The following is a 25534-nucleotide window of genomic DNA, read 5'->3' as shown; positions in this document are numbered from 1 at the left end:
CCTCACCAGGCCAGCGAACGGTCGACGGCGTCCAGCACCCGGTCCAGGTCGGGGAGGTAGTCGTCCTCCAGCCGGGACGGCGGGTAGGGGGTGTCGAAGCCCGTCACCCGCAACACCGGGGCCTCCAGCGAGAAGAAGCACTCCTGCTGGATCCGGGCGGCGACCTCGGAGGTGATCGAGGACTCGGACGGTGCCTCGGACACCACGACCAGCCGCCCGGTGCGCCGCACCGACTCGACGACCGGCCCCAGGTCGAGCGGGGACAGCGTGCGCAGGTCGATCACCTCCAGGTCCTGGCCGTCCTCGGCGGCCGCGGTCGCGGCCTCCAGGCAGGTCTTCACCATCGGTCCGTAGGTGGCGACGGTGAGCGTCGAGCCGGGGCGGACCACCCGCGACGAGTGCAGCGGCGGGGCCGCGGAGAGGTCCGGATCGACCGTCCCCTTCTCCCAGTACCGCCGCTTCGGCTCGAAGAAGATCACCGGATCGTCGCCCGCGATCGCCTGCTGGATCATCCAGTGCGCGTCGGCCGGGGTGGCGCAGGCGACCACCTTCAGGCCCGCGACGTGCGCGAACAGCGACTCCGGCGACTCCGAGTGGTGCTCGACTGCGCCGATCCCGCCGCCGAACGGGATCCGGACGACGACCGGCACCGGCACCGTGCCCTGGGTTCGGTACCGCAGCTTGGCGAGCTGGGAGACGATCTGGTCGTAGCCGGGGAAGACGAAACCGTCGAACTGGATCTCGCAGACCGGCCGGAAGCCGCGCACGGCGAGCCCGATCGCGGCGCCGATGATGCCGGACTCGGACAGCGGGGTGTCCAGCACGCGCTGCTCGCCGAAGTCCTTCTGCAGCCCGTCGGTGATCCGGAAGACGCCGCCGAGCCTGCCGACGTCCTCACCCATGATCAGGACCTTGGGGTCGCGCTCCATCGCGGCGCGCAGCCCGTCGTTGAGGGCCTTCGCCATCGTGGTGGTGCTCATGCCTGCTCCCCCTCGCCGGTGAAGGAGGCGTGGTAGGCGAGGTACTCCGCGCGCTGCGCGTCGACCTGCGGGGACGCCTCGGCGTAGACCTCGGAGAACATCCGCTCCGGGCCCGGCTGCGGCATCGCCCGGCAGAACGCGCGGAGCCGCTCGCCCAGCTCGTTCGCCTCGGCGTCGACGGCCTCGAAGAACTCCTGTTCGACGCCGTGCCGGCGGGCCAGGTGCACCCGGACCCGCTCGATCGGGTCCTTCAGCTTCCACAGCTCGACCTCGTCGGCCAGCCGGTAGCGGGTGGCGTCGTCGGAGGTGGTGTGCGAGTCCATCCGGTAGGTGAACGCCTCGATCAGGACCGGCCCGTTGCCGGTGCGGCACTCGTCGAGCGCCCAGCGGCTGACGGCGAGGCAGGCGAGGACGTCGTTGCCGTCCACCCGGACGCCGGGGAAGCCGTAGCCGCGGGCGCGCTGGTAGAGCGGCACCCGGGTCTGGCGCTCCAGCGGGACCGAGATCGCCCACTGGTTGTTCTGGCAGAAGAAGACCAGCGGCGCGTCGTAGGCGGCGGCCCAGACGAAGCCCTCGTGCACGTCGCCCTGGCTGGTGGCGCCGTCGCCGAAGTAGCAGATCGTCGCCTCGCCGGTGTCCGGGTCGCCGACCCTGCCCTCGAAGCGCTGGCCCATCGCGTAGCCGGCCGCGTTCAGGCACTGGTTGCCGATCACGATGGTGTACGGGTGGAACCTGCGGCCGGTGAAGTCCCAGCCGCCGTGGTCGGTGCCGCGGAAGATGCCGAGCAGCTCGGTCGGGTCGATCCCGCGGGTCCACGCGACGCCGTGCTCGCGGTAGCTGGGGAAGCACATGTCGGTCGGGCGCAGCGCCCGGCCGGACCCGACCTGCGCGGCCTCCTGGCCGAGCAGCGGCACCCAGATCCCGAGCTCGCCGTGCCGCTGCAGCGAGTTCCCCTCGCGGTCGGCGCGGCGGACCAGCACCAGGTCCCGGTAGAGCGACATGAGGTCGTCCAGGGTCACGTCGGCGGTGTAGCGGTCGAAGTGCTCGTGGTACACCCGCTCGCCCTCGGGCGTCAGCAGCTGGACGAGCTCGACCCCGCCCTCGTCGACCCCCTTCAGCCCGGCGACGACCTGCTCGCGGCTGGGCCGCGACCGCGGATCCCCCGGTACCCACGCCTGCGGTTCCTCCACGGCGTACCTCCTCGGTGTCGCCGGGCCGGGGTGACCGGCCGGCGGTGTCGGCGCCGTGACCCGCACGGGTGGGCGGGTCAGGGACGCTCCTGTGTCGTCCCCGATCCTGGCACGGGATCGGGCGCCGGGACAGCTCGTGCGGCGCGGCCCACCGGGTGTCCACATGCGACGGCCCCGGCACCGTCACGGTGCCGGGGCCGGTCGCGGGCGGACTCAGGCACCCTGTTGGTTGCCCGGGTTCGGCGGCGGGAACGCGGGCGGCTGCTGAGCGCCGCCGGGCTGCTGCCCGTTGCCCGGCGCGGGCGGCGCGGGCGGGGTGGTGCCGGGCGTCCCGTAGCCGTAGCCGGGCTGCGGGATGCCTGCGGCGTCCTTCGCCTTGCGTGCGACGCCGGCGATCTGGTTGGTGTACTTGCCGCCGGTCTGCTTGTCGACGAACTGGGCGGCCGAGTCCAGCGCCTTCCCGGCCTTGTCCGGGTTGGAGCGGGCGTAGCGGCGGGCGGCCTCGGCCGCGCCGGCCAGGACGACGAGTCGTCGGAACAGGGACATCGTGACGGACCTCCGTGACGGGTCGCGGCAACTCGGCGTGCCGCGGGCTGTCGAGCCCACGGTAGGGGAACGCGGCGCTGCGGGCAGGAAGTTCCCCCCTCAGCCGCGCGGCACCCGTCCCAGCAGGAAGAACTCCGGGTTGGGGCGCAGCGCGGTCAGGTGCGCGAGCCGGTTCGACATGGCGAACAGCGCGGTGATGGCACCGACGTCCCAGATCTCGTCGTCGGTCAGACCGGCGGCGCGGGCGGCGTCGAGATCGGACTCGGTGAGCGACTCCGACCGGCGGGCGACCAGCAGTGCCAGGTCGACGATCGCCCTCTCGCGGTCGGACAGCTCCACCGCGTACGGGTTGGTCGCGACCCGGTCCGCGATCTCCGGGTCCCGGTACCGGATGCGCAGGATCGCCCCGTGCGCGACCACGCAGTAGGTGCAGCTGTTCGCCCCCGAGGTGGCGACGACGACGAGCTCGCGCTCCGCCTTCGACAGCCCGCCCGCGTCGGGGGCGGGCTCCATCAGGGCGTCGTGGTAGTCCAGGAACGCGCGCAGCTCGGCGGGCCGCCTGCCGAGTGCCCGGAACACGTTCGGGACGAAGCCCGACTTCTCGGCGATCGCGCCGGTCCGCTCGGCCAGGTCCGGCGGGAGCCCGTCGGGATCGACGTGTCCGAACCGGCTGACCTCGTGCTGCTGTGCCATGACCGGCGACGCTACCCGGCGCGGGCGGTGCAGCCGGGTGTCGCGATCGCAGGCGGGCGAGTGCCCGTCGGCGGTGGCGATCCCCGGTGACCGGCCCCGTGACCGGGAGGGACTTTCCGGACGGATCCGGATCGGGGACCATGTGCCCGCATGGGAGTCCCGGAGCAGGTGCGCGAGCAGCTCGCGGCGTGGTGTGCGGGGCTCGTCCCCGAGCCGCAGCGCGAACGCCGCCGGATCGGTTACACCACCGCCGGCGGCACCGTCACGATCCTCGACCGCAGGCCACCCGCGTTCCCCGAGCTGGGCGCGGCCTGGTCGTCGACGTCGCTGGCCCGGCTGCGGGCCGACGACCCGGAGCCCGGCCGGTGGACGCTCTACCTGCCCGCCGATCCGGCGTCCGGGGAGCGGTGGGAGCGCGCGCAGCCCCCGGCCGACGACCCGTTCGTGCTGCTCGACCGGGTCGCGGACGGGATCCGCGCGGTCGGGTCGAGCTGAGCCGCTAGCGCTCGTCGCCCGCCGGGCGGGCCGCCGGGGCCATCGCCGACGGCGCGGACGGCCGCTGGTCGTGACCGGCCGACGCCGAACGCGGCGCGGGCACCTCGGGCCCGGACCGCTCGTCGGCCGGGCCGGACTGCTCGGGCACCGACGAGGCAGGCGGCACCGCAGGCACCGCCGCGTGCTCGTCCGGGGCGGGGCCGGCCGGCTCCGCCATCCCGGTGCCGCGCAGGAACCGGGCCGACGCCTGGTTCAGCACCTCCAGCAGGGTGGTCCCGGAGGACTCGGCCCGCGGCTCGTCGCCGACGACGGCGAGCATCCGCGGTGCGGCCGCGGTGAGCAGCAGGCCGTCGGCCTGCATCGATCCGGTCCCCAGCACCACGACGACGTCGGTGGAGTCGGCGGGCGGCAGCGCGGCGAGCAGGTCGTCGGTGGACGGGACGGCGATGAGCCCGAACCCGCGGGCGCCCCGCGCCGCCTGCGCGGCCCAGGCCAGCGCCAGGGCGCGGTGGGTCCCGGCGAGCTCGCCGAGCAGCGTGTCCAGCTCGTGCCGGTCGGCGACCTCGCGGCGGGCCCGGCCGATCTCGCCGAGCGCCTCGGCGTAGGCGTCCGGGTGGTGGGCCCGGACGGCGGCGACCGCCGCGGCGTGCTCCGGCGCCATCGCGCCGAACGGCACGGACCCCTCGCACGCCTGCGCGAACCGCTCCAGCTCGTCGACCGCCTCAGCCGGGTCGCCGTGCTCGTCGTAGTCGACGATGGCCCGGCCGACCCGCTCCGCGGTCTCCAGGTCGGGCACCGACACCGGCGAGTTCTGCTGCAGGAACAGCACGTCGTGGCGCAGCGCGCCGACCGACCGCGCGGTCGCGGCGATCCGGTCCAGGGTGTCGGTCAGCTCCGGCAGCTCGTACGCCGAGCGGGGGATCGGCAGCCCGAGCAGCGAGCACAGGCGGGCGATCTCGTCGTCCCGGCGGGCCAGGTCGAGGTGGTTGACGATCGCGGCCACGTGGTCGTAGGTGTACGGCTCGCCGCCGGCCACCCGGAACCGCTCCAGCATCGGCTCGGCGTCGCGCTGCGGCTGCGGCCGGAAGTAGGACCGGATGCGGCCGCCGCCGTCGAGATAGTCGAGGTAGTGCCGGATCACGTCGTCGCCGCCCTCCGGCAGCGGCTCCAGCACCTGCACCGGCGGACCGGCGGCGAAACGCACCCGGTCGTCGCGCTGGCGGGCGGCCAGCCCCTGCAGCGACTCGAACTCGGCGCGCAGCCCGCCGTGCACGAGCCGGCCGACCACGTCGCGCAGCCGATCGGCGTCCGGCTCGCCGGCCAGCGAGCCGAGCGAGCCGACGACGCAGCGGGCGACCTGGGTGACGGCCGCGCGGCGCTCGGCGTCGAGATCGCGCAGCAGGCCCGGGAGCACCCGCGCCTCACCGCTCCCGTCGCCGTCGGTGCCGTCGACCACCCGGTCGGCCCGCCGGCAGCAGGCCGCCACCTCGGCGTGCGACGGCAGCGCGCCCTCCGGGGGCAGCTCCTGGTCCGCCCTGGCCGACCGGTCGCGGCCGACCGTCGCCAGCAGCCGGCGCAGCCGGCGCAGGTCGATCGAGGAGAGCCCGGGCAGCCGGTCCACGATCCGCCCGCCGAGTGCGGCCGGGAGCGCGGCGCGCACCGCGCCGAGCCGCTCGGTGTCCGCGCCGGTCAGCAGGATCCGCATGCCCTGGTCGGCCAGCTCGGCGAGCGCCCGGGCCAGCTCGTCGGTCCCGGTGTCGGACAGCACGACCAGCGGTTCGTCGCCGAGCACGCCGGCCAGCGTCTCGGTCTCGTCGCCCGCGGACCGCGGCCGCGGCGGGACCGGCGAGTTCAGCGAGGCGGAGAGGATCCGCAGACCCGCGGGCACCCGCTCGGCGCGCAGGTCGCCGACGATCCGGGTCGTCGCCGCCCGTACCGCCGGTCCACCGTGCCCGCTGCCCGCCAACCGTTCGACGAACGCGACGAGCGCCTCCGTGTCCGTGCCCTCGGACACCCGGACATCCAGCATCTCGCTCACACCTCCGCCGTACCAGCAACGCCGTACCGGGGACGGCGCTCACGGTGTGTATCGCCGTGGCGCGCCCGGCGTTCCGCCTCCCCGCCTGCTCCGTCCGGCCCACCGCCGTTCGCGATCACGATCCGCGACGGACGGGAACCCGAACGGGCACACGACGACTCGGCGGCACGCCCGTGCCGGTCCTGTCGCAGGCTACCCGGCGCGCCGTCGCGGCGCTCCGACCTGGCGGAACTCCCCGGCGACACGATCCACGCAACCTCCGGGGTCCACACTGGGTGACGACGCGCCGTCCAGCACTGCTCCATCGGCGTGAAATCTCTCTCCGTCACCGATCGTGGGCCCAATGTGACGAAACCCCCGGCGGCCGGACGGCCGCCGGGGGTTCGGTCCCGGTCGGGGATGCTCAGAGGCCCAGGCGCTGCTTGAGCGCCTCGAACTCGTCGCGGATCGAGGACGGCAGGTTGTCGCCGCCGATGGTGGCGAACCACTCCTCGATCAGCGGGATCTCGGCCTTCCACTCCTCGACGTCGACGGCCAGCGCCTCGGCGACGTCGGCCTGGTCGGCGTCGACGCCGTCGAGATCGAGCTGGTCGGTGGTGGGCACGTAGCCGATCGGGGTCTCGACGGCGGCCGCCTTGCCCTCCAGCCGCTCGATGCACCACTTCAGGACGCGGCTGTTCTCACCGAAGCCGGGCCACAGGAAGCGGCCGTCGTCGCCGCGCCGGAACCAGTTGACGTAGAAGATCTTCGGCAGCTTGTCCGCGTCCGCGCCCTTGCCGACGTTCACCCAGTGCGCGAAGTAGTCGCCGACGTTATAGCCGAGGAACGGCAGCATCGCCATCGGGTCGCGCCGGACCTGGCCGAGCCCGCCGGCCGCGGCCGCGGTCTTCTCCGACGACATGGTGGCGCCCATGAAGGTGCCGTGCTGCCAGCTGCGCGCCTCGGTGACCAGCGGGATCGTCGTCTTGCGGCGGCCGCCGAAGAGGATCGCCGAGATCGGGACGCCCTGCGGGTCGTCCCACTCCGGGGCGACGACCGGGCACTGCTCGATCGGCACGGTGTAGCGGGAGTTCGGGTGCGCGGCGTCGGTGCCGGACTCCGGGGTCCAGTCGTTGCCCTTCCAGTCCGTCAGGTGCTGCGGGTCGCCCTCCAGCCCCTCCCACCAGATGTCGCCGTCGTCGGTCAGCGCGACGTTGGTGAACAGCGCGTTGCCCTGCTCGATGGTGCGCATCGCGTTCGGGTTGGTCTTCCAGTTGGTGCCCGGCGCGACGCCGAAGAAGCCGAACTCCGGGTTGATGGCGTAGAGCCGGCCGTCGGCACCGAAGCGCATCCAGGCGATGTCGTCGCCGACGGTCTCGGCCCGCCAGCCCGGCACGGTCGGCTGCAGCATCGCGAGGTTGGTCTTGCCGCAGGCGCTCGGGAACGCGGCGGCCACGTAGTACGCCTTGTCCTCCGGGCTGATCAGCTTGAGGATCAGCATGTGCTCGGCGAGCCAGCCCTCGTCGTGCGCCATCGAGGAGGCGATCCGCAGCGCGTAGCACTTCTTGCCGAGCAGCGCGTTGCCGCCGTAGCCGGAGCCGAAGCTCCAGATCTCCCAGGTCTCCGGGAAGTGGCTGATGTACTTGGTCTCGTTGCACGGCCAGGCGACGTCGGCCTGGCCCTCCTCCAGCGGGGCACCGATCGAGTGCAGCGCCTTGACCCAGCGGTCGCCCGCGGTGTCGAGCAGCGGGACGACGCTCGCGCCCATCCGGGTCATGATCTTCATCGAGATGACGACGTACTCGGAGTCGGTGATCTCGACGCCGATCTTCGGGTCGTCCGAGTCGATCGGCCCCATGCAGAACGGGACGACGTAGAGCGTCCGGCCCTTCATCGAGCCCCGGTAGAGCTCGGTCATGGTCTGCTTCATCTCGGCCGGCGGCTGCCAGTTGTTGGTCGGCCCGGCGCCCCGCTCGGTCTCGCTGCAGATGAAGGTCCGCTCCTCGACCCGGGCGACGTCGTCGGGGTCGGACGCGGCGTAGAACGAGTTCGGCTTCTTCTCCAGCCGGGTCAGGGTGCCCGCCTCGACCAGCTGGTCGGTCAGCCGGGTCCACTCCTCCTCCGACCCGTCGCACCACACGACCCGGTCCGGTGACGCAAGCTCGGCGATCTCCTGCACCCAGGCCACGACGGCCTGGTTGGTGGTCGGTGCCTTGTCGGTTCCCGGAACGGTGGCTGCAGTCATGTCGTCCTGTTCTCCTCGCCGGCCCCGGCCCGCCGCCCGGGGAAGTCTTACGAGCCCGTACCGATCATCGGCACGGGCCTGTGCGGGAAAAGGTGGAAACCGAGGCTACCCGCGGAATGGACCCCTACCCATGGCATCTCTTGAGAGGTCAGGCACAACACCGATCATGTAAATCGATCCAGAAGGCCGCGGTGGACGCCGACGTCCTTCCTGGTGACGGGCTTGTCACACGAACGCAACCCGATGCGGGTGACGGATTCGACGACATCACAGGACGATTGAGCGGAAATGCGCAAGCAGGCTTCGCCGAACTACATCCGCGCAGTCGGAACGGTCCGATTCAACGTATTGATCCGACGTAGTTACGCATTCTGCGTGCCGAAGGGGTGCGGACCGGCTCGGCCGGGGTCCGCGCGAACTCCGGGACCATGATCGGCAGCCGGTGCGCGGTGATGTTCCAGTAGCGGGCCACCGGGTCGGCCGCCCGCCAGGCGTCGGCCAGCCGGACGACCGCGTCCGGGTCGATGCTCCGCCGCGGCCGGGGCCGCATCCCGCAGCGCTGCCGGACGCCGGCGTCCAGTGCCCGCCAGGCGTCCTCGGCGGTGGTGTGCACCGAGACCTCGGGCCCGGACGCGCGCTCGTCGGTATCCGGCTCCTCGTGTCCCCCACCCAGAACCAGCGTGTAGGCACTGACCACCTCGTACGGCACGGATGTCTCCCACGGCGTCGGCGGCTGTCCCGGTGTAGTCAACCAGCCGGTCGACGGCACGCCGCCGGGGCGCCCCGGCGGCGGCCCCCGGGGCCGGCGGGGTCCCCGGGGATCCGGCCCGCACCCCCGGGGTCCCGGTCAGCGACCGGAACGCTGCAGCGCCCGCTCCGGGATCCCGGACGCGCCGGCGGCCAGCACGGCCCGGTGCGCCCGCCACAGGCCGGTCCCGGCCGTCACCAGGACGACCGCGACGATCGCCGCGGCCACCCCGGCCGCGAGGTCGACCCCCGCGACGAACGCCTCCCGGCCGGACGCCAGCAGCTCGCCGGCCGGGCCCGCGGGCAGCGACCGGGCGGCCTCGACGGCGCTGCCGAGCGTCTCGCCGGCCGCCGCGGGCGCGCCGCCGGGCAGCACCACCGCGTCCCGGTACACCGCGGAGAGCACCCCGCCGACGACCGCGGTGCCGAACACCGCGCCCACCTCGTAGGCCGTCTCCGAGACCGCGGACGCGGCGCCCGCCTTCTCCGGCGGGGCGGCCGCGAGGATCGCGTCGTTGGTGACCGTCTCGGACAGCCCGATGCCGGCGCCGATCAGCACCGCCGCCGTGGTCAGCAGCAGCACCGCCGAGTCGACCTGCAGGAACAGGCTGACCGCGAAGCCCGCGAGCACCAGCGCCAGCCCGACCGACACCAGCTGGTGCAGGGTGAACCGGCGGGCCAGCCGGGCCGCGGCGAGTCCGGCCACGATCGTCACCAGGAAGCTGGGCAGCAGGAGCAGCCCGGCCTCCAGCGGCGACGAGCCGAGCACCAGCTGGAGGTACTGCGCGGCGAAGAACAGCAGCCCGGTCAGGCCGAACATGGTCGTCGCGTTGGCCAGCGCGCTGTAGCGGAGCACCGGCCGGGCGAACAGCTCCAGGTCGATCAGCGGATCGAGCCCGGCCCGGACGCGCCGCCGGTAGTGCAGCACGAACCCGACCGCGGCCGCGGCCCCGACCAGCACCGACGCCGCGGCGCCCGGGCCGAACCCGGACGAGCCGATCAGCTTGACCGCCAGCACCAGCGGGCCCATCGCGAGCAGCGACAGCAGCACGCCGACCAGGTCGAGCCGGCCCGGGGACGGCTCCCGCGACTCCGGCAGCAGGAACGGCGCGACGACGAGCAGCAGCGCCATCGGCGGCACGCTCATCACGAAGATCGATCCCCACCAGAAGTGCTCGAGCAGCAGTCCGCCGACGATCGGGCCGAGCGCGGCACCCGCGGCGAAGCCGGTCGCCCACACGGCCAGCGCGAGGCGGCGGTGCACCCGGTCGACGAACACGGTGCGCAGCAGCGCCAGCGTCGAGGGCATCAGCATCGCGCCGAACACGCCGAGCAGCGCGCGGGCGGCGACGAGCTGCCCGGCGGACGTCGCGAACCCGGCGGCCAGCGAGACCACGCCGAAGCCGGCCACGCCGATCATCAGCAGCCGGCGGCGGCCGATCCGGTCGCCCAGGGTGCCCATCGTGACCAGCAGCCCGGCCAGCACCAGCGGGTAGATGTCGACCACCCACAGCAGGGTCGACGCGTCCGGGCTGAGCGCCGCGCTGAGCTCGGGCAGCGCCACGCCGAGCACCGTGTTGTCGATCGACACCAGCAGGGTCGGGATCACCAGCACGGCCAGCGCGAGCCAGGCGCGGGCCCCCGGGCGCTCGACCGGGCCGGTGCTGACCTCGGGCCGTGACATCTGTCTTCTCCTCCGTGAACGCCGCACGACGGCTTTACCGTCCAGACGGTACAGTCATATACCGTCCAGACGGTACAGTCCACTCGCCGGGCCGCCCTGTGAGCGGAAGCACCGACGGGCACGTGGGTAGCCTTCGCGGATGGCGGAGCGGCGGAACGCAGGACCACCGGCCCGCGACCGGGTGCTCGACGCGTACGAGACGCTGCTCATCGAGCAGGGGCCGGGCGGGGCCACCCTGGACGCCGTCGCGGCGAGTGCCGAGGTCTCCAAGGGTGGGCTGCTCTATCACTTCTCCTCGAAGGAGTCGCTGGTCGGCGGGCTGCTCGACCGGCTCCGCGAGCGCAGCGCGCGCGACGCCGAGCGGATGCGGACCGATCCGGACGGCGCCGTCGCCTACTACCTGCGCACCTCGGTGCCCGGTGGCGAGTCGCCGGTCGGGCTGACCCGCACCTACCTGGCCGCGCTGCGGATCGCCGACGGCAGCACCGCAGGCGCCCCGGCCCGGGACGCACTGGCCGCGGTCGACGCCGACGGTCTCGCCGCGCTCCGCGAGGAGATCGAGGACCCGGTCCTCGCCTGGCTGGTGCAGCTCGTGGGGGACGGCCTCTACCTGCGCACCCTCACCGGGGCACCGCTCACCGGCGGCGTCTCGCCGGAGGAGCTGCACGCCCGGCTCCGGAAGCTGATCACCGACCGGTCCTAACCGGTGAACCATCCGCGCGCACAGCGCGTCGGAGCGGTCGCACAGGGTAGGCTCGGACCCTGCTCACGCACGGGGAGGGGCCCACTGTGGAGGGAACCGCCAGTTACCTGACGTTGGTCGTGATCGGCATTCTGATCACGGTCGGTGTCGGCCAGATCCTGTTGCGCTCCGGTCAACCGTTCCTGGACGACGTCTTCCAGAACAAGGAGAGCGCCCACTCCATCAACCGGCTGCTGGTGGTGCTGTTCCACCTGCTCACGCTCGGCGTGCTCGGGATGATCTCGGTCATCGACGTGCCTGCCGATGCGGGCACGGCCCAGACCGTGGCGTTCAAGATCGGCGTGGTGCTGCTGCTGGTCGGCATCGCCTACGGCGTCTCGATGCTGGTGCTGCTGCGGATCCGGGAGCGTCGCCGGCAGCAGGCCATGTCCGCCGAGATCGACCAGAAGCTCGCCGAGCAGCGCCGCGGCCCCGGCCGGTTCCGGCGCGGTGGCGGCGGGCCGGCCCCGGAGAGCGAGGCCCGGACACCGTCCGAGCAGCCGGGGGACTGAGCCGGGTCACCGGTCCCCGCCGGGATCGGTGAGCGCGTCCGGCGGGCCGACCGCCGGATCGGCCGGACCCGGCCTGACGACGCGATCGGCCAGGCCGTCGCGGTCCAGGTCGATCCAGAACGACGTGCCGGTGGGCCCGTCGACGACCAGCGTGTCCGGCAGGCCGTCCCGGTCGGCGTCGTGCGCCGCGGGCCCGCTCACCGGTACCGCGGTGCCGGGGACCGGGCCGGTGTCCGCCTCCGGCCGGACCGGCGCCCGGGCGACCTGAACCGAGCTCCACCACGGCGGGGCGGCCGCCGCACCGGCCGCGATCCCGGACGGCCCGCACGGCAGGCGCCTCGGGCGAACGGAGCGGGCACCGCCCGGACCGGTCCGCGGGTCCGGCGCGGGGACCGGGCGTCCGGCCGCAGCCGGGTCAGGCCGCACGATGTGTCCCCGGGCCGGACGGCGTCCGGTGCCACGGCGCCGACCGTCCCCCGACGACGAGCTCGGCGTCCAGGGTCCGCCGGATCAGCTCCCGGTCCGCGGCGGCGAGCACCGCCGCACGCACCCGGTGCGCGATCTCCCGGTCGCGGGCGACCCGGGCCGCGCGCGACCGGGCGGCGAGGCCGGCGCCGCCGAGCAGCACCAGCCCGGACAACACGAGCAGCAGCCCGGGGCCGGCGGTGGGCAACAACCGTCCGGCGGCGAGCAGCCCGGAGAGCAGGGCGCCGGGCAGCAGCGTTCCCGGCAGGAGGGTTCCGGGCAGCAGCGTTCCCGGGAGGAGGGCGCCGGACACGAGGAGACCGGCCACGCCCGAGCCCGGGGGGCGGCGGGCCGGGCCGGACCGCCGGGGACGCACCGCCCGGCCGGATCGCCGGGCACGCGACGGGCCGGGCCGCCGGGGGAGCGGGGCGCCGGACCGCCGGGATCGGGGCGGGCGGTGCCCGGGCACGGCATCGAGGGCCGCCGACGCCGCCGACACCAGGACCGGACCGCAGATCGGTGACCCAGCGTGAGTGATGTGCATCACCCGTTGCCCCGGACGTCCCAGTGCCCGCGGCGCGCCCGCGCGGCGCATCGGCGGACCCGCACGGCGCACCCAGCCCTCGGCGAGATCGCGGGCCGGCCGGTCCAGCGCTGCCGCCCACCAGCCGGCGTCGCCGGCCCGGCCCGGCCGGCGCACCGCGGCCTCCACCAGCCCGTCCACCTGCGAGGACAGCCTTGCAGCACAGTCCATCCTGGCCAGTGCGAGGAGCGGACGAAGCTCACCGAGGGGGTCCGTCCGGCGTCGTCGGATCGACATGGTGAGAGCCTGTCGGGCACCACCGGCGACCGGATGCGTAGGACTGCGCAGCAGTCCCCCCGGGCCCCACCGGCGTCCCGGGCGCGGACCGAACCGGACGCCGGATACGGACGAATCAACCGACCGGGGCAACCCCCCGGGTGGTCCGGACGTCTGCACAGTCGGGTCCGAGAAGCTGCCCGACACGAGAACCGCAACCAGACCGTGACACCGTCGTTGAACGAGTAGAGCGGACCTGTATGGAGGAAGTGTGAGCGCCGTTACGCCCGCCCGCCCGGCCGTCACGCCCGAGTCGAGCGCACCCGCGCGACCCGGGCGCCAGCCCGGCCCCGGCACGGGACAGACGCCCCTCCCGGCGAGTCCTGCCCGACCGACGAACGGTGCCGCCCGCGCGGCCCAGCCGACCCAGTCGGCCCAGCCCCTCCAGCCGGAGGGCCCCGAGGGCTTCCGGCGCCCGCGGCCCCGGCCCGCGCCGCGCCGCAGCGCGAACCCGGCCGTCTCGGTCATCGTCCCGACCCGCAACGAGGCGCGGAACCTCGAGATCGTGCTGCCGGCCATCGCCGCGGTGCGCCCCGCGGTGCACGAGGTGATCGTCGTCGACGGCAACTCGACCGACAACACGGTCGCCGTCGCCCGCCGCACGCTGCCCTGGGCCCGGGTGATCACCCAGACCCGCAAGGGCAAGGGCAACGCGATGGCCTGCGGCTTCACCGCCGCCACCGGCGACGTCCTGGTGATGTTCGACGCGGACGGCTCGGCCGACCCGAACGAGATCCCCGGCTTCGTCGACGCGCTGGTCAACGGCGCCGACTTCGCCAAGGGCAGCCGGTTCTGCAAGGGCGGCGGCTCGGACGACATCACGCTGCTGCGCAAGACCGGCAACGCCGGCCTGAACGGCGTCGCGAACCGGCTGTTCGGCACCCGCTACTCCGACCTCTGCTACGGCTACAACGCCTTCTGGGCCGACCTGCTCCCGCAGCTCGAGCTCCCGGACCCGGCCGCGCCGCAGCCGGAGGACGGCTCGATGCTCTGGGGCGACGGCTTCGAGATCGAGACCGTGCTCAACTGCCGGGTCGCCGCCGCCGACCTGAAGATCACCGAGGTGCCGTCGATCGAGCGTGAGCGCATGTTCGGCGAGACGAACCTGCGGACCTTCGCGGACGGCACCCGGGTGCTGCGTACCCTGATGGCGGAGCACCGTCGCATGGAGCAGCGCCGCAAGGCGTCCGGGTACGCCCGCTAGAGCGCTGCCGGCGCGGCCCGCCGCGGAACCAGCAGCACGAGGAGCGAGTACGTCGTGAGCGACCTGCCCACCGCCAGCGTCGTCGTCTGTGTCTACACCGAGAAGCGCTGGTTCGACATCCGGTCGGCCGTCGAGTCGGTGCTGGCCCAGGACGTCGCGCCGCTGGAGACAATCGTCGTCGTCGACCACAACGACCGGTTGTTCGAGCGCGCCGAGCGCGAGTTCGGGCCGCTCGGGGTCGTCGTCGTCGCGAACGACCGGGTGCAGGGCCTGTCCGGCGCCCGCAACACCGCGCTCGACCTGGCCTCCGGCGAGGTCGTCGTGTTCCTCGACGACGACGCCAGCGCCCGCCCCGGCTGGCTCCGCGCGCTGCTCGCCCCCTACGCCGATCCGGACGTCATCGGGGTCGGCGGGATCGCCCACCCGCGCTGGCCGGACGGCCGCCCGCGCACCCTGCCCGGCGCCGCGCCCGCCGATCCGGACGCCACCGGCGAGCTGGACTGGGTCGTCGGCTGCACCTACACCGGCCAGCCCACCGAGCGGGCCGAGATGCGCAACCTCATGGGCTGCAACATGTCGCTGCGGGCCGAGGTGTTCAAGCGGGTCGGCGGGTTCGCCGAGGACATGGGCCGGATCGGCAAGAACCCGCTGGGCTGCGAGGAGACCGAGCTCTGCATCCGCGCCCGGCAGGCCTACACCGCCGACGGCCGCACCCCGCGAATCCTGTTCGAGCCGAAGGCCGCGGTCGACCACCGGGTCTCCGACGACCGCGTCTCCTGGCGCTACCTGCTGCGCCGCGGCTGGGCCGAGGGCATCTCCAAGGCCGCCGTCTCGAAGGTCGTCGGCACCGGGGACTCGCTGTCCACCGAGAGCAGTTACACGCTGAAGGTGCTCCCCGCGGGCGTGCTCCGGGAGGCGCGCGAGCGCAATCCCGCCTCGGCCGCCGCGATCGTGGCCTGCTTCGGCGTCACCGCGGCCGGCTACATCCGGGGCCGGCTGCCCGGCGCGACGGCGCACGTGCGGCTGCCCGCCGCCGGCCGGAACACCACCGGTGCCTGATCGGGCGCTGACCCCGGACCGACCGCACGACAGCCGGATCCGCTCGTACGTCCACCAGCGGGTCCGGCTCTCCGACGGCCAGGAGTCGGCCTGGCGGAGGCTGTGGCCGGTGCTCGGCGGCGAGGTCGCGGACGTGCTCCCCGAGCCGGGCGGCCACTGGGACCCGCACGCCGCGTTCGGCCGGACCGCCCCGCTGGTGCTGGAGATCGGTTCCGGCATGGGGGAGACGACGGCCGCGCTCGCGGCGGCCGAGCCGGGGATCGACCACCTGGCCGTCGAGGTCTACGAGCCCGGCCTCGCCCAGCTGCTGATGCGGGTCGAACAGCTCGGCCTGAGCAACCAGCGGGTGCTCCGCGGCGACGCCGTCGAGCTGCTGGAGCGGGCCGTCGCGCCCCGATCGCTGAACGGTCTCCGGATCTTCTTCCCGGACCCGTGGCCGAAGCGACGGCACCACAAACGGCGGCTGGTGCAGCCCGGCTTCGTCCGGCTGGCCGTGTCCCGGCTGGTCCCCGGCGGCCGGTTGCACCTGGCGACCGACTGGCCGCACTACGCCGAACAGATGCGCAGAGTGGTCACCGCGGAGCCCGACCTACGGCCGGACGGCGCCTTCCCGCCGGGGCCGGACGGGTGGCAGGAGCGGCCCGAATGGCGTCCTACCACGAAGTTCGAGGAACGTGCCCGGATCGAGGGTCGCCCGGTACGGGACCTGTTGTACGTCGCCGACCACAGAAGCGCCCCCAGTGACATACGGAGAGTGACCGACTAGGGTCATTGTTCCCCCCGACACACATCCCCGCCCGAGTGACCCCAGAAGGACGCCCGTGACGACGGTGGAGCACGCCGCGAGCAACCAGCCCGCGCCCGCGCGACCGACCCAGCCGGTGCGCCGCCCGGCCGGTTTCCGCCCCAGCCCCACCCCCCGCTCCACCGACGCCCAGCCGGGCACCGCCGAGGAGTCCGAGTCGTCCGCCGGTCAGCAGCAGCCCGAACCGGCCACCCGGGCGGTCGCGATCGTCCCGCTGGCGGGTGCGGTCGACGCCACCACGGCGACCCCGGCCCGGACCGGCGTCGAGGCCACCGCGGTCGTCGGCCCCGCCGCGCTGGGCCGCACGGTCCGTACCGGCGGGACGGCCGCCGTGGAGGGCGCCACCGTCGCGGTCCCGCTGCGCAGCACCGGGGCCACCGTCACCACCCGGGTCGAGGCGCCCGGCATCGCCACGACCACGGTCGTCCCGGCGGCGGGCTCGGCGGCCACCCGCACCCCGGCGACCACCCGCACCCCGGCGGCCGGCGCCACCGGCTGCCCGGTCACCGGGCACGGGCGGTCCGGCGGGCACCCGGTCGCCGCTGGCGTCCCGGACGAGCGCAATCCGCAGCCGGTCGACCCGAAGGCCGCCGAGGAGTTCCTCCGTCAGGTCTACACCGAGACCGAGCCCGAGCTGCCGCTGACCGAGCGGCTCCGGCAGGTGCTGGGCGAGATCGACCGGCGCGGCGTCTACACCCACACCGCGCACGAGCTCGTGTTCGGCGCGCGGGTCGCCTGGCGGAACTCGGCGCGCTGCATCGGCCGCCTCTACTGGCAGTCGCTGCAGGTGCGCGACCTGCGGCACCTGAGCGACCCGGCGGACGTCGCGCAGGAGAGCGTCGGGCACCTGCGGGCCGCCACCCGCGGCGGCCGGATCCGGTCCACGATCACCGTGTTCGCGCCGGACGTTCCCGGCCGGCCGGCCCCGCGGATCCGCAACGACCAGCTGGTGCGCTACGCCGGCCATCGCGGCCCGGACGGCGCCGTCGTCGGCGACCCGACCCAGGTCGAGTTCACCGACCGGGTGGTCGAGATGGGCTGGCCGCGGCCGCAGCCGCTCGGCCGGTTCGACGTGCTGCCGCTGCTGATCACCGGTGCGGACGGCCGGTCCCGGCTGTTCGACGTCCCGCCGGACGCCGTGCACGAGGTCCCGCTGCGCCATCCCGAGCACCCGTGGTTCGCCCGGCTCGGGCTGCGCTGGCACTCCGTCCCGGCGATCAGCAACATGCCGCTGGAGATCGGCGGCGTGGTGTACCCGGCCGCACCGTTCAACGGCTGGTACCTCGACACCGAGATCGGCGCCCGCAACCTGGCCGACCCGGACCGCTACGACCTGCTGCCGGAGATCGCGAAGCGGCTCGGGCTGGACACCCGCTCGGTGCGCACCATGTGGAAGGACCGGGCGATGGTCGAGCTGGTCCGGGCGGTGACCTACTCGTTCGACGCCGACGGCGTCACCATGGCCGACCACCACACCGAGTCCGAGCGCTTCCTGCGGCACCTGGAGAAGGAGGAGGCCGCGGGCCGGAGCTGCCCGGCCGACTGGAGCTGGATCGTGCCGCCGATGTCCGGTGCGCAGACCCCGGTGTTCCACCGCTACTACGACGAGCCGGATCCCGACCTGCGGCCGGCGTTCCTGGAGCCGCACCGGATCTGACCGGAGCCGGCGGCCGTCGGGCCGGTCAGATCGGGCCGCGGGGGTCCCGCTCGGCCCGGTCGCGGCGCAGCCGGTCCAGGTCGCCCTCGGCCAGCGCGGTCCAGAACCGCAGCGCCGCGTGCTCCATCTCCAGCCCCAGCTCGAGGGTGATCATGCGGGGCTCGGCCCATCCCTCGGCACCGTGTCGGTCGACCATGGCCTCGTAGATGCCGATCCGCTCCTCGTGCTGGCGGATCTGCTCCCGGGCGAGCTTGTCGACGTCCTCCGGTGAGCCCGCCTCGTTGAAGAACAGCTTGAGCTCGGCCACGTCGCGCATCTCGAAGTGCTCGGGTGTCGGGGCGGCCAGCCACTCCCGCAGCGCGGTCCGGCCCGCCCCGGTCAGCGAGTACGTCTTGCGGCGGCGACCGCTGTCCTCGGTGTCGAGGGCCAGCAGGCCGGCCTCGGCGAGCCGGTCCGGCTCCGAGTACAGCTGCGCGTGCGGGAAGTGCCAGAAGTAGCCGACCGATCGGCTGACCGCCCGCTTGAGGTCGTAGGGCGTCGACGGCCCGCGCAGCGCGATCATGCCCAGGACCAGGTACGACGTCGTCGACAGCCGCATCCGCTCTCCTCACGACCGGTCCATCGGCAGGGACCCGACTGTAGCCGGGTGCTCCCGGCGCTCCTCGTCCGCCGAGAACGACCCTTGCCAGCGCGATCGTCTGAATCGTATGGTCTGAAACAGATGGAAGACGAGGAGGTCGCATGGACCTGGTGACGACGCTGCGCTGGGCTGCCGAGCGCAACCCGGAGCGGACGGCGGTCGCCGGCGCGGGGCGCCGGCTGACCTACCGCGAATGGGACGCCCGCACCGACCGGCTGGCCGCGGCCCTGAGCGCGAACGGGGTGGGCCGGGGTGACCGGGTGGCGCTGCTGATGCACGGCGGCGAGCAGCTGGCGAGCCTGCACCTCGCCGCCCAGAAGCTCGGCGCGGTCTCGGTGCCGCTCTCCACCCGGTTCGGGGTCGCGGAGCTGACCTACTGCCTCGACGACGCCGACGCGCGGCTCGCGATCGCCGACTCCGCGCACGCCGACCGGATGGCCGAGGCCGGGATCACCGACAGGTTGCGCACCGTCGCCGAGATCGACGCCACGGCGCAGCGGCAGGACGCACCGGTCGCCGCGGCGACGCCGCAGGCCACCGACCTGAGCGTGATGCTCTACACCTCCGGGACCACCGGGAAGCCGAAGGGCGTGCCGCGCACGCACGGCGCCGAGCACTCCGCCGCCGTCGCCCACGTGATGCAGACCCGGCAGCGGCAGGGGGTGGCCACCCTCGGCGTGATGCCGCTGTTCCACACGATGGGTCTGCGCACCCTGCTGGGATCGATCGTCGTCGGCGGCACCTGGGTCGGCCAGCCCGCCTTCGACGCCGAGGAGTCGATGCAGCTGATCCTCGACGAGCGGATCGGCTCGCTCTACCTGGTTCCGACGATCTACTGGTCGCTGCTGCGCACCGGCCGGCTCGGCGGGGCCGGCGCGCTGGACAACCTCGCCTACGCCGGGGCGGCGATGACCCCGTCGCTGGCCGAGCAGCTCGTCGAGGAGCTCGCACCGATCTCGTTCGTCAACCACTTCGGCTCGACCGAGATCTACACCTTCACCATCGGCCCTGATGTCGCCGCCAAGCCCGGCTGCGCGGGCCGGGCCGGGCTGTTCTCCCGGGTCCGGCTGATCGCACCGGACGCGGACGCCCCGGTCGACGAGCAGGTGAAGCCCGGCGAGCAGGGACAGGTCATCGTCTCGATGGAGTCGGTGGAGGCGTTCGGCGGCTACTGGCAGCGGCCCGACGCGAACGCCAGGGCGATCCGGGAGGGCTGGTACCACACCGGCGACCTGGCCGTCGCCGACGACGACGGCGACCTCTGGGTCTCCGGCCGCACCGACGACATGATCAACTCCGGCGGCGAGAACGTCTACCCGGACGAGATCGAGTCCGTGCTGGCCCGGTGCCCCGAGATCGACGACGTGTGCGTGGTCGGGCTGCCCGACGAGCGCTGGGGGCACGCCGTCAGCGCGTTCGTCGTCCCGGCCCGCGGGGCCGACCCGATGGTCGCCGCCGAACGGGCGATGGCGTTCGCGCGGGAGCACCTGCCGTCGCTGAAGCGCCCGAAGCGGGTCATCGCCGTCGACGAGGTGCCGCGGTCCGGGGTCGGCAAGACCCTGCGCCGCACCCTGGTCGCGGGGGACTACCGGGCCAGGGGTGAGTTCCGTGCCTGAGCACCCGGAGCACTGGACCCCGAGCCGGGACGAGGACGCCGCGCTGGTCACCGGCCGCGGCGCGTTCCTGGACGATCTCGATCCGCTCCCCGGCACGCTGGTCGCCGCCGTCGTGCGGTCCAACCGGCCGCACGCGCGGCTGCGGTCGGTGGATCTCACCCGCGCCAGGGCACATCCCGGGGTGGCCGCGGTGATCGGGCCCGACGAGGTGCGTGCGGCGCTGCGGCCGTTCCCGCTCTCGACCGGTGTGCCGATGCCCTACCTGCCCACCGGCGTCGACAAGGTGCGCTTCGTCGGGGAGCCGATCGCCGTCGTCGTCGCCACCGACCGGTACGTCGCGGAGGACGCCGCGGAGCTGGTCTCGGTCGACTACGAGGATCTCGGCGCGGTCACCGCCGCCCGCGCGGCGCTGGAGCCCGGCGCCCCGCTGCTGCACCCCGACGCCGGGACCAACGTCGCCACCGACCGCACCTTCTCCTTCGGGCCGGTCGAGGAACGGTTCGCCGACGCGGCCCACGTGGTGACCGGGACCTACGACTTCCCCCGCTACTCCTCGGTGCCGATGGAGTGCTACTCGGTGATCGCGCACTGGACCGAGCAGTCCGGCGGGCCGTCGGTCGAGGCGTGGGCGAACTTCCACGGGCCGTTCTCGATGGTGCCGGTGATGGCCGGCGCGCTCGGCCTGCCCACCTCGCAGGTGCGGCTGCACGTGCCCGCCGACATCGGCGGCAGCTTCGGGATCAAGGCGGGCATCTATCCCTACGTGGTGCTGATGGCGCTGGCCTCGAAGCACGCCGGCACCCCGGTGCGCTGGTCCGAGGACCGGGTCGAGCACCTGATGGCCAGCTCCACCGGGGCCGACCGGGCGATGACGTTCTCCGCCGCGGTGACCGCCGACGGCACGATCACCGCCCTGCGCACCGACCTGATCGACAACGTGGGCGCCTACCTGCGCCCGCCGGAGCCCTCCACGCTCTACCGCTGCTACGGCAACATCACCGGCCCGTACACGATCGACGCGGTGCAGATCCGGGCCCGCGCGGTCGTCACCAACACCATGCCGACCGGGCTGAACCGCGGGTTCGGCGGCCAGCAGCTCTACTTCGGCCTCGAACGGCTGCTGGACGAGATCGCCGACGCGACCGGGCTCGACGTCGTCGAGGTGCGGCGCCGGAACCTGGTGACCGCGTTCCCGCACGAGACGGCCACCGGCGGCGTCTACGACTCCGGCGACTACGCCGCCGCGCTGGAGCTGGCGGTGAAGAACGCCGACCTGCCCGAGCTGGAGAAGCGCCGCGACGAGGCGCGGGCCCGCGGCGGCTGCTACGGGATCGGTACCGCGCTGGTCGTCGACCCGTCCGGCACCAACATCGGCTACGTCGGTCTCGCCACCCCGGCCGAACAGCGCAGGCCGGGCCGCGGGAAGTCCGGCTCCACCGAGCACGTCCGGATGTCGGTGGACCTCCAGGGGACCGTGACCGTGCTGCTCGGCTCGGTCCCGCAGGGGCAGGGGCACGCCACGGTGGCCCGCCGGATCGCCGCGCAACGGCTCGGGCTGCCGCCCGACCGGGTCCGCGCGGTGATCGACATGGACACCGCGACGACGCCCTGGACGGTCACCTCCGGCTCCTACTCCTCGCGCTTCGCGCCGCTGGTGACCAGCGCCGTCGTCGCGGCCGCCGACACGATCGCGACGACGGTGAAGGCCGCCGCCTCGACCCTGCTCGACGGCGCCGACCCGGCCGAGCTGTCGCTGGTCGACGGGCACGTGGTGCACCCCGACGGCCGCGGCGTCACGTTCCGGCACGCGGCAGGCGTCGTGCACTGGGATCCGGCCGCGCTGCCCGAGGGCGTGCCCGCCCGGCTCTACGCCGAGGCCGAGTTCTCGCCGCGCGAGACCCGGGCCGCCACCGCCGATGACCGGATCAACTCCTCGCTCTGCTACGGCTTCGTCGCCGAGATCGTCGCCGTCTCCATCGACCCGGACACCCTGGAGATCACCGTCGACCGGGTGTCCTCGGTGCACGATGCCGGCACCGTGCTCGACCAGACCCTGCTCGACGGGCAGGTCCACGGCGCACTGGTGCACGGCCTCGGCGGCGCGGGCTACGAGGAGTTCACGCACGCCCCGTCCGGCCAGCCCACGTCGGCGACGTTCCTCGACTACCTGTGCCCGACCAGCGCCGAGGCCGGGTTCGAGCTGCGCACCGACCACGTGGTGACGCCGTCACCGCTGACCCCGCTCGGAGCCAAGGGCTGCGGCGAGGGGTCGTCCATGAGTTTCCCGGTCGCCTACGCCAACGCTGTCGCCGACGCGCTGGCCCCGCACGGGATCACCGTCACCTCGCTGCCCCTGCACGGCGAGGTCCTGCACCGGAAGTTCACCGAGAAGGAGCGTTCCTGACATGGCACTCACCGGCGGCGACGTCGTCCTCGAACGCGGGCACGACGGCCGCGTCGCGTACCTGACCCTGTCCCACGGCACGTACACCGTCGTCACGATGGAGATGCGCCGGCTGGTCGCCGAGCGCTTCGCCGAGATCGACCGGGACCCGCAGATCAAGGTCGTGGTGGTCCGCTCGGACGGGCAGCACTTCACCTCCGGCGGCGACATCGCCGGGTTCATGGAGGTCGACCCGATCGACCTCACCGACCTCGGGCACGACGTCACCGCCCCGGCCCGCAGCACCAGGCCGGTGATCGCGGCGATCGACGGCTACTGCTTCGGCGTCGGGCTGGAGATGGCGCTGGCCTGCGACATCCGGCTCGGCACCGGCCGCACCCAGCTCGCGCTGCCCGAGATGAACCTCGGCATGATCCCCGGCTCCGGCGGCACCCAGCGACTGGCCCGGCTGATCGGGCTGTCCCGGGCGAAGTTCCACATCATGACCGCCACCCGGATCCAGGCCCGGCAGGCGCTGGACTGGGGGATCCTCTCCGCCGAGCTGTACGACGACCGGGACGCCCTGCACGCCGCCGCCGACGAGCTCGCGCTGAGGATGGCCGGCTTCTCCCCGGCCGCGCTGCGCACCGCCAAGGAGGTCCTCGACCGCGGTGTCGACGGCCCGCTGTACACCGGCATCGAGCTGGAGCGGAAGGCCTACTCGATGCTGCGCGCCACCGACGACTTCGCCGAGGGCGTGAAGGCGTTCGGCGAGAAGCGCGCGGCGGAGTTCACGGGTCGCTGATGAAGGCCGCACCGTTCGCCTACGTCCGCCCCGGTTCGCTCGACGACGTGCTCGGCGAGCTCGCCGGCGGGAACGGCAAGGTGCTCGCCGGTGGGCAGTCGCTGGTCCCGGTACTGGCCATGCGGCTGGGCCGGCCGGGCACCCTCGTCGACATCACCGCCGTCCCCGAGCTCGGCGAGCTCGGCGTCCGGGACGGCGGCCTGCGCGTCGGCGCGGCGGTGCGCCAGCGCGCGGTCGAGCACGACCCGGCCGCCCGCGCCGTCCCGCTGATCGGGATGGCGATGCCGTTCGTCGGTCATCGCGAGCTGCGCAGCCGGGGCACCGTCTGCGGCAGCCTCGCGCACGCCGACCCGGCCGCCGAGCTGCCCGCCGTCGCCTGCTGCCTGGACGCGCGGATCGAGCTGATCGGCCCGGCCGGGCGGCGGACGATCCCGGCGGCCGAGTTCGTCACCGGGGCGATGAGCACCGCCGCCGGCCCGGAGGACCTCCTGTTGTCGGTGACCTTCCCGGCCGCGGCGGCCGGCGAGGGCCACGGGTTCGCCGAGATCGCCCGCCGGCACGGCGACTTCGCGCTCGCCGGGGTCGTCACCCGGGTCCGGGTCGATCGCGACGGCGCCGTCACCGGGGCCCGGCTGACCGGCTTCGGCATCTCCGACCGGGCCGTCACCCGCGAGGTCACGCCGCTGCTGCGCGAGGCGGAGGACGAGCACGGCCTCCGCCCGGCCACCGCGGCGCTCGCCGAGGAGGTCGTCGACACCGGCGGGGACACGCACGGCTCCACCGGGTACCGGCGGCGGCTGTTCGGCGTGCTCGCCGCACGAGAGCTGTCCCGGGCGCTGCGCCGCGCCCGGGACCGGAGGGAGACCGCATGACCGCCCTGTCCGATCCCCCGGCCTCGCGGGCCCGGCCCGCACCCCGGGAACGGGTCGCCGCCGACGAGACCGTCCGGATCGCGATGACCGTCAACGGCACCGGGGCCACCGTCGAGGTGCCGCCCCGGGCGCATCTCGCCGACGCGCTGCGCGAGCAGCTCGGCCTGACCGGCACCCACCTGGGCTGCGAGCACGGCGTGTGCGGGATGTGCACGATCATGGTCGACGGGCAGGCGGCCCGGGCCTGCCTGCTGTTCGCCGTCCAGTGCGAGGGCGCCGAGATCGTCACCGTCGAGGGGCTCGGCACCCCCGAGGACCAGCATCCGCTGCAGCGGGCGTTCTCCGCCCATCACGGGTTGCAGTGCGGCTTCTGCACTCCCGGGATGCTGATGAGCAGCTACGACCTGCTCCGGTCCGATCCGGGCGTCATCGCCGAGGAGCTGCCCGAGCAGATGTCCGGCGTGCTGTGCCGGTGCACCGGGTACCGCGGGATTCTCGCCGCCGTCGACGACGTCGCACGTACCTACCCGGACGGCGTCCCCGGCCCGATGGCCTGCGGCCACCGCACCCTGGTCGGCCGCGGCACCGGAGCGGGATCCGGGGCCGGGGCCGGGGCCCCGGCCGAGGACGTCCCGGCGACAGCGGCACCCGAGCGCGTCGAGCTGCCCTCCGGTCCGCCGTCGGCGGTGGTGGAGGTGACCAGCACGCTGTGCGCGCCGACCGACCGGGTCTGGGCGGTGCTGGACGACTTCGACCTGCTGGCCCGCTGCCTGCCCGGCGCCCGGCTGACCGAGGTGCTCGACGGCGACCGGTACCGCGGCCGCGCCACCGTCGCACTCGGCCCGGTGAGGCTCTCCTTCGACGGACTCGCCCAGGTCGTCGAACGCGATCCGGCGGCGCACCGGCTGCGCTTCCACGCCCAGGGCGCCGACGCCGGGGGCAGCACCACCCGGGCCGATGTCGTGCTGGTGGCGGCGGCCGGCCCCGATGGGCGGACCGTCCTGACCGCGCACGCCGACGTCCATCTCACCGGCCGGGTCGCCCAGTTCGGCCGGGCACTCGCCGGGGACGTCTCACGGCGGATGTTCGAGCAGTTCGCGGCGAGTGTCGACGAGGCCGCGCAGACCGGCTCGGTGACGGCGCCGGGTCGCCGGGCGCAGCTGCGGCTGCTCGTCGGCACCGCCCGGGACGCCGCCGGTGCGCTCGTCCGGCGCGGGCTCGGCCGGCTCCGGGGCCTGCGCCGCCGGTCCTGACCGCACCGCCGGACACCCCGTACCCACTGCACCGATCCGGTGTGTGATCGCTAGGAGGCGACACG

At 74.2% G+C, this 25534-nt stretch carries 22 protein-coding genes and 1 pseudogene; 12 read left to right on the top strand and 11 right to left on the bottom strand.

The window, feature by feature from the left end:
• Nucleotides 1-2: 2 nt before the first annotated feature.
• From ACVJO7_RS08635 to ACVJO7_RS08620, 4 genes are all read right to left on the bottom strand, one after another.
• Entirely contained in the window at nucleotides 3-980 is a 978-nt protein-coding gene (locus ACVJO7_RS08635; protein ID WP_491672416.1) for an alpha-ketoacid dehydrogenase subunit beta, read from the bottom strand.
• Complete coding sequence (gene pdhA / locus ACVJO7_RS08630) at nucleotides 977-2170, bottom strand: pyruvate dehydrogenase (acetyl-transferring) E1 component subunit alpha (RefSeq protein WP_491672415.1); 1194 nt, start codon at nucleotides 2168-2170, stop codon at nucleotides 977-979. Before pdhA ends, ACVJO7_RS08635 begins: the two co-directional genes overlap by 4 nt.
• Nucleotides 2171-2383: 213 nt before the next feature.
• The gene (locus ACVJO7_RS08625; protein ID WP_344030479.1) at nucleotides 2384-2716 is read right to left on the bottom strand and encodes an antitoxin; all 333 of its coding nucleotides are present in this window, start codon (nucleotides 2714-2716) and stop codon (nucleotides 2384-2386) included.
• Between the two features lie 99 nt (nucleotides 2717-2815).
• Nucleotides 2816-3409, bottom strand: a complete 594-nt coding sequence (locus ACVJO7_RS08620; RefSeq protein WP_491672414.1) for a peroxidase-related enzyme — start codon at nucleotides 3407-3409, stop codon at nucleotides 2816-2818.
• Nucleotides 3410-3559: 150 nt separating this feature from the next.
• On the opposite strand from ACVJO7_RS08620, the gene ACVJO7_RS08615 reads away from it, so the two are divergent.
• The gene (locus tag ACVJO7_RS08615) at nucleotides 3560-3904 is read left to right on the top strand and encodes a DUF3024 domain-containing protein (RefSeq protein ID WP_491672413.1); all 345 of its coding nucleotides are present in this window, start codon (nucleotides 3560-3562) and stop codon (nucleotides 3902-3904) included.
• Nucleotides 3905-3908: 4 nt separating this feature from the next.
• Here the strand turns inward: ACVJO7_RS08615 and ACVJO7_RS08610 are convergent, their stop codons facing one another.
• The 4 genes from ACVJO7_RS08610 to ACVJO7_RS08595 all read right to left on the bottom strand — a co-directional run bounded on the left by ACVJO7_RS08610 (nucleotide 3909) and on the right by ACVJO7_RS08595 (nucleotide 10597).
• The gene (locus tag ACVJO7_RS08610; protein ID WP_491672412.1) at nucleotides 3909-5942 is read right to left on the bottom strand and encodes a hypothetical protein; all 2034 of its coding nucleotides are present in this window, start codon (nucleotides 5940-5942) and stop codon (nucleotides 3909-3911) included.
• A gap of 403 nt (nucleotides 5943-6345) precedes the next feature.
• Nucleotides 6346-8166: a phosphoenolpyruvate carboxykinase (GTP) gene (locus ACVJO7_RS08605; protein WP_344030500.1), complete on the bottom strand. Its 1821-nt coding sequence runs from the start codon at nucleotides 8164-8166 to the stop codon at nucleotides 6346-6348.
• Between the two features lie 340 nt (nucleotides 8167-8506).
• Complete coding sequence (locus ACVJO7_RS08600) at nucleotides 8507-8875, bottom strand: hypothetical protein (RefSeq protein WP_491672411.1); 369 nt, start codon at nucleotides 8873-8875, stop codon at nucleotides 8507-8509.
• Between the two features lie 138 nt (nucleotides 8876-9013).
• Nucleotides 9014-10597, bottom strand: a complete 1584-nt coding sequence (locus ACVJO7_RS08595) for an MFS transporter (protein ID WP_491672410.1) — start codon at nucleotides 10595-10597, stop codon at nucleotides 9014-9016.
• Between the two features lie 139 nt (nucleotides 10598-10736).
• Here ACVJO7_RS08595 and ACVJO7_RS08590 point away from each other — a divergent pair, with 139 nt between their 5' ends.
• Nucleotides 10737-11300 (top strand): TetR/AcrR family transcriptional regulator, encoded by a 564-nt coding sequence (locus ACVJO7_RS08590; RefSeq protein ID WP_491672409.1) that lies wholly within the window; start codon nucleotides 10737-10739, stop codon nucleotides 11298-11300.
• An 86-nt stretch (nucleotides 11301-11386) separates the two neighbouring features.
• Nucleotides 11387-11851, top strand: a complete 465-nt coding sequence (locus ACVJO7_RS08585) for a hypothetical protein (RefSeq protein ID WP_491672408.1) — start codon at nucleotides 11387-11389, stop codon at nucleotides 11849-11851.
• A gap of 6 nt (nucleotides 11852-11857) precedes the next feature.
• On the opposite strand, the gene ACVJO7_RS08580 is transcribed toward ACVJO7_RS08585, so the two are convergent.
• Both ACVJO7_RS08580 and ACVJO7_RS08575 read right to left on the bottom strand, forming a co-directional pair.
• Entirely contained in the window at nucleotides 11858-12052 is a 195-nt protein-coding gene (locus ACVJO7_RS08580; RefSeq protein ID WP_491672407.1) for a hypothetical protein, read from the bottom strand.
• Nucleotides 12053-12266: 214 nt separating this feature from the next.
• Complete coding sequence (locus tag ACVJO7_RS08575) at nucleotides 12267-12629, bottom strand: hypothetical protein (RefSeq protein ID WP_491672406.1); 363 nt, start codon at nucleotides 12627-12629, stop codon at nucleotides 12267-12269.
• A gap of 757 nt (nucleotides 12630-13386) precedes the next feature.
• On the opposite strand from ACVJO7_RS08575, the gene ACVJO7_RS08570 reads away from it, so the two are divergent.
• The 4 genes and pseudogenes from ACVJO7_RS08570 to ACVJO7_RS08555 all read left to right on the top strand — a co-directional run.
• A complete protein-coding gene (locus ACVJO7_RS08570) occupies nucleotides 13387-14379 on the top strand; it encodes a glycosyltransferase family 2 protein (RefSeq protein WP_491672405.1) in 993 nt (330 codons plus the stop codon).
• 54 nt (nucleotides 14380-14433) lie between these two features.
• Complete coding sequence (locus ACVJO7_RS08565) at nucleotides 14434-15438, top strand: glycosyltransferase family 2 protein (protein WP_491672404.1); 1005 nt, start codon at nucleotides 14434-14436, stop codon at nucleotides 15436-15438.
• Nucleotides 15431-16204 carry a tRNA (guanosine(46)-N7)-methyltransferase TrmB gene (gene trmB, locus ACVJO7_RS08560; RefSeq protein ID WP_491672403.1) on the top strand — a complete coding sequence of 258 codons (774 nt, stop codon included), beginning with the start codon at nucleotides 15431-15433 and terminating at the stop codon, nucleotides 16202-16204. The genes ACVJO7_RS08565 and trmB overlap by 8 nt, the downstream gene beginning before the upstream one ends.
• 586 nt (nucleotides 16205-16790) lie before the next feature.
• Nucleotides 16791-17900 (top strand): annotated as a pseudogene (locus ACVJO7_RS08555) (nitric oxide synthase oxygenase); the annotation flags it as partial.
• Nucleotides 17901-17925: 25 nt separating this feature from the next.
• Here ACVJO7_RS08555 and ACVJO7_RS08550 read toward each other — a convergent pair.
• Entirely contained in the window at nucleotides 17926-18498 is a 573-nt protein-coding gene (locus tag ACVJO7_RS08550; RefSeq protein ID WP_344030526.1) for a PadR family transcriptional regulator, read from the bottom strand.
• Between the two features lie 143 nt (nucleotides 18499-18641).
• Here ACVJO7_RS08550 and ACVJO7_RS08545 point away from each other — a divergent pair, with 143 nt between their 5' ends.
• Genes ACVJO7_RS08545 through ACVJO7_RS08525 form a run of 5 tightly spaced genes read left to right on the top strand, consistent with a single transcriptional unit; the run spans nucleotide 18642 to nucleotide 25469 of the window.
• A complete protein-coding gene (locus ACVJO7_RS08545; protein WP_491672402.1) occupies nucleotides 18642-20156 on the top strand; it encodes a class I adenylate-forming enzyme family protein in 1515 nt (504 codons plus the stop codon).
• The gene (locus tag ACVJO7_RS08540; protein WP_491672401.1) at nucleotides 20149-22560 is read left to right on the top strand and encodes a xanthine dehydrogenase family protein molybdopterin-binding subunit; all 2412 of its coding nucleotides are present in this window, start codon (nucleotides 20149-20151) and stop codon (nucleotides 22558-22560) included. The genes ACVJO7_RS08545 and ACVJO7_RS08540 overlap by 8 nt, the downstream gene beginning before the upstream one ends.
• Before the next feature lies 1 nt (nucleotide 22561).
• Entirely contained in the window at nucleotides 22562-23344 is a 783-nt protein-coding gene (locus ACVJO7_RS08535; RefSeq protein ID WP_491672400.1) for an enoyl-CoA hydratase/isomerase family protein, read from the top strand.
• Complete coding sequence (locus ACVJO7_RS08530) at nucleotides 23344-24216, top strand: FAD binding domain-containing protein (RefSeq protein WP_491672399.1); 873 nt, start codon at nucleotides 23344-23346, stop codon at nucleotides 24214-24216. The genes ACVJO7_RS08535 and ACVJO7_RS08530 overlap by 1 nt, the downstream gene beginning before the upstream one ends.
• Entirely contained in the window at nucleotides 24213-25469 is a 1257-nt protein-coding gene (locus ACVJO7_RS08525; protein ID WP_491672398.1) for a xanthine dehydrogenase family Fe-S subunit, read from the top strand. The genes ACVJO7_RS08530 and ACVJO7_RS08525 overlap by 4 nt, the downstream gene beginning before the upstream one ends.
• The last annotated feature ends 65 nt before the right edge of the window (nucleotides 25470-25534 follow it).

The sequence above is a fragment of the Pseudonocardia sp. DxW genome (genome assembly GCF_058448985.1).
The sequence above is the reverse complement of the archived record's forward strand: the minus strand, read 5'-3'. Positions and strand labels throughout refer to the sequence as shown.

Excerpts from the sequence above, each read along its gene's own strand:
- ACVJO7_RS08550 (WP_344030526.1), bottom strand. The coding sequence starts at position 18,498 with ATGCGGCTGTCGACGACGTCGTACCTGGTCCTGGGCATGATCGCGCTG.
- ACVJO7_RS08620 (WP_491672414.1), bottom strand. The coding sequence starts at position 3,409 with ATGGCACAGCAGCACGAGGTCAGCCGGTTCGGACACGTCGATCCCGAC.
- ACVJO7_RS08595 (WP_491672410.1), bottom strand. The coding sequence starts at position 10,597 with ATGTCACGGCCCGAGGTCAGCACCGGCCCGGTCGAGCGCCCGGGGGCC.
- ACVJO7_RS08525 (WP_491672398.1), top strand. The coding sequence starts at position 24,213 with ATGACCGCCCTGTCCGATCCCCCGGCCTCGCGGGCCCGGCCCGCACCC.
- ACVJO7_RS08635 (WP_491672416.1), bottom strand. The coding sequence starts at position 980 with ATGAGCACCACCACGATGGCGAAGGCCCTCAACGACGGGCTGCGCGCC.
- ACVJO7_RS08545 (WP_491672402.1), top strand. The coding sequence starts at position 18,642 with ATGGACCTGGTGACGACGCTGCGCTGGGCTGCCGAGCGCAACCCGGAG.
- ACVJO7_RS08530 (WP_491672399.1), top strand. The coding sequence starts at position 23,344 with ATGAAGGCCGCACCGTTCGCCTACGTCCGCCCCGGTTCGCTCGACGAC.
- ACVJO7_RS08615 (WP_491672413.1), top strand. The coding sequence starts at position 3,560 with ATGGGAGTCCCGGAGCAGGTGCGCGAGCAGCTCGCGGCGTGGTGTGCG.
- ACVJO7_RS08625 (WP_344030479.1), bottom strand. The coding sequence starts at position 2,716 with ATGTCCCTGTTCCGACGACTCGTCGTCCTGGCCGGCGCGGCCGAGGCC.
- ACVJO7_RS08605 (WP_344030500.1), bottom strand. The coding sequence starts at position 8,166 with ATGACTGCAGCCACCGTTCCGGGAACCGACAAGGCACCGACCACCAAC.
- ACVJO7_RS08590 (WP_491672409.1), top strand. The coding sequence starts at position 10,737 with ATGGCGGAGCGGCGGAACGCAGGACCACCGGCCCGCGACCGGGTGCTC.
- ACVJO7_RS08535 (WP_491672400.1), top strand. The coding sequence starts at position 22,562 with ATGGCACTCACCGGCGGCGACGTCGTCCTCGAACGCGGGCACGACGGC.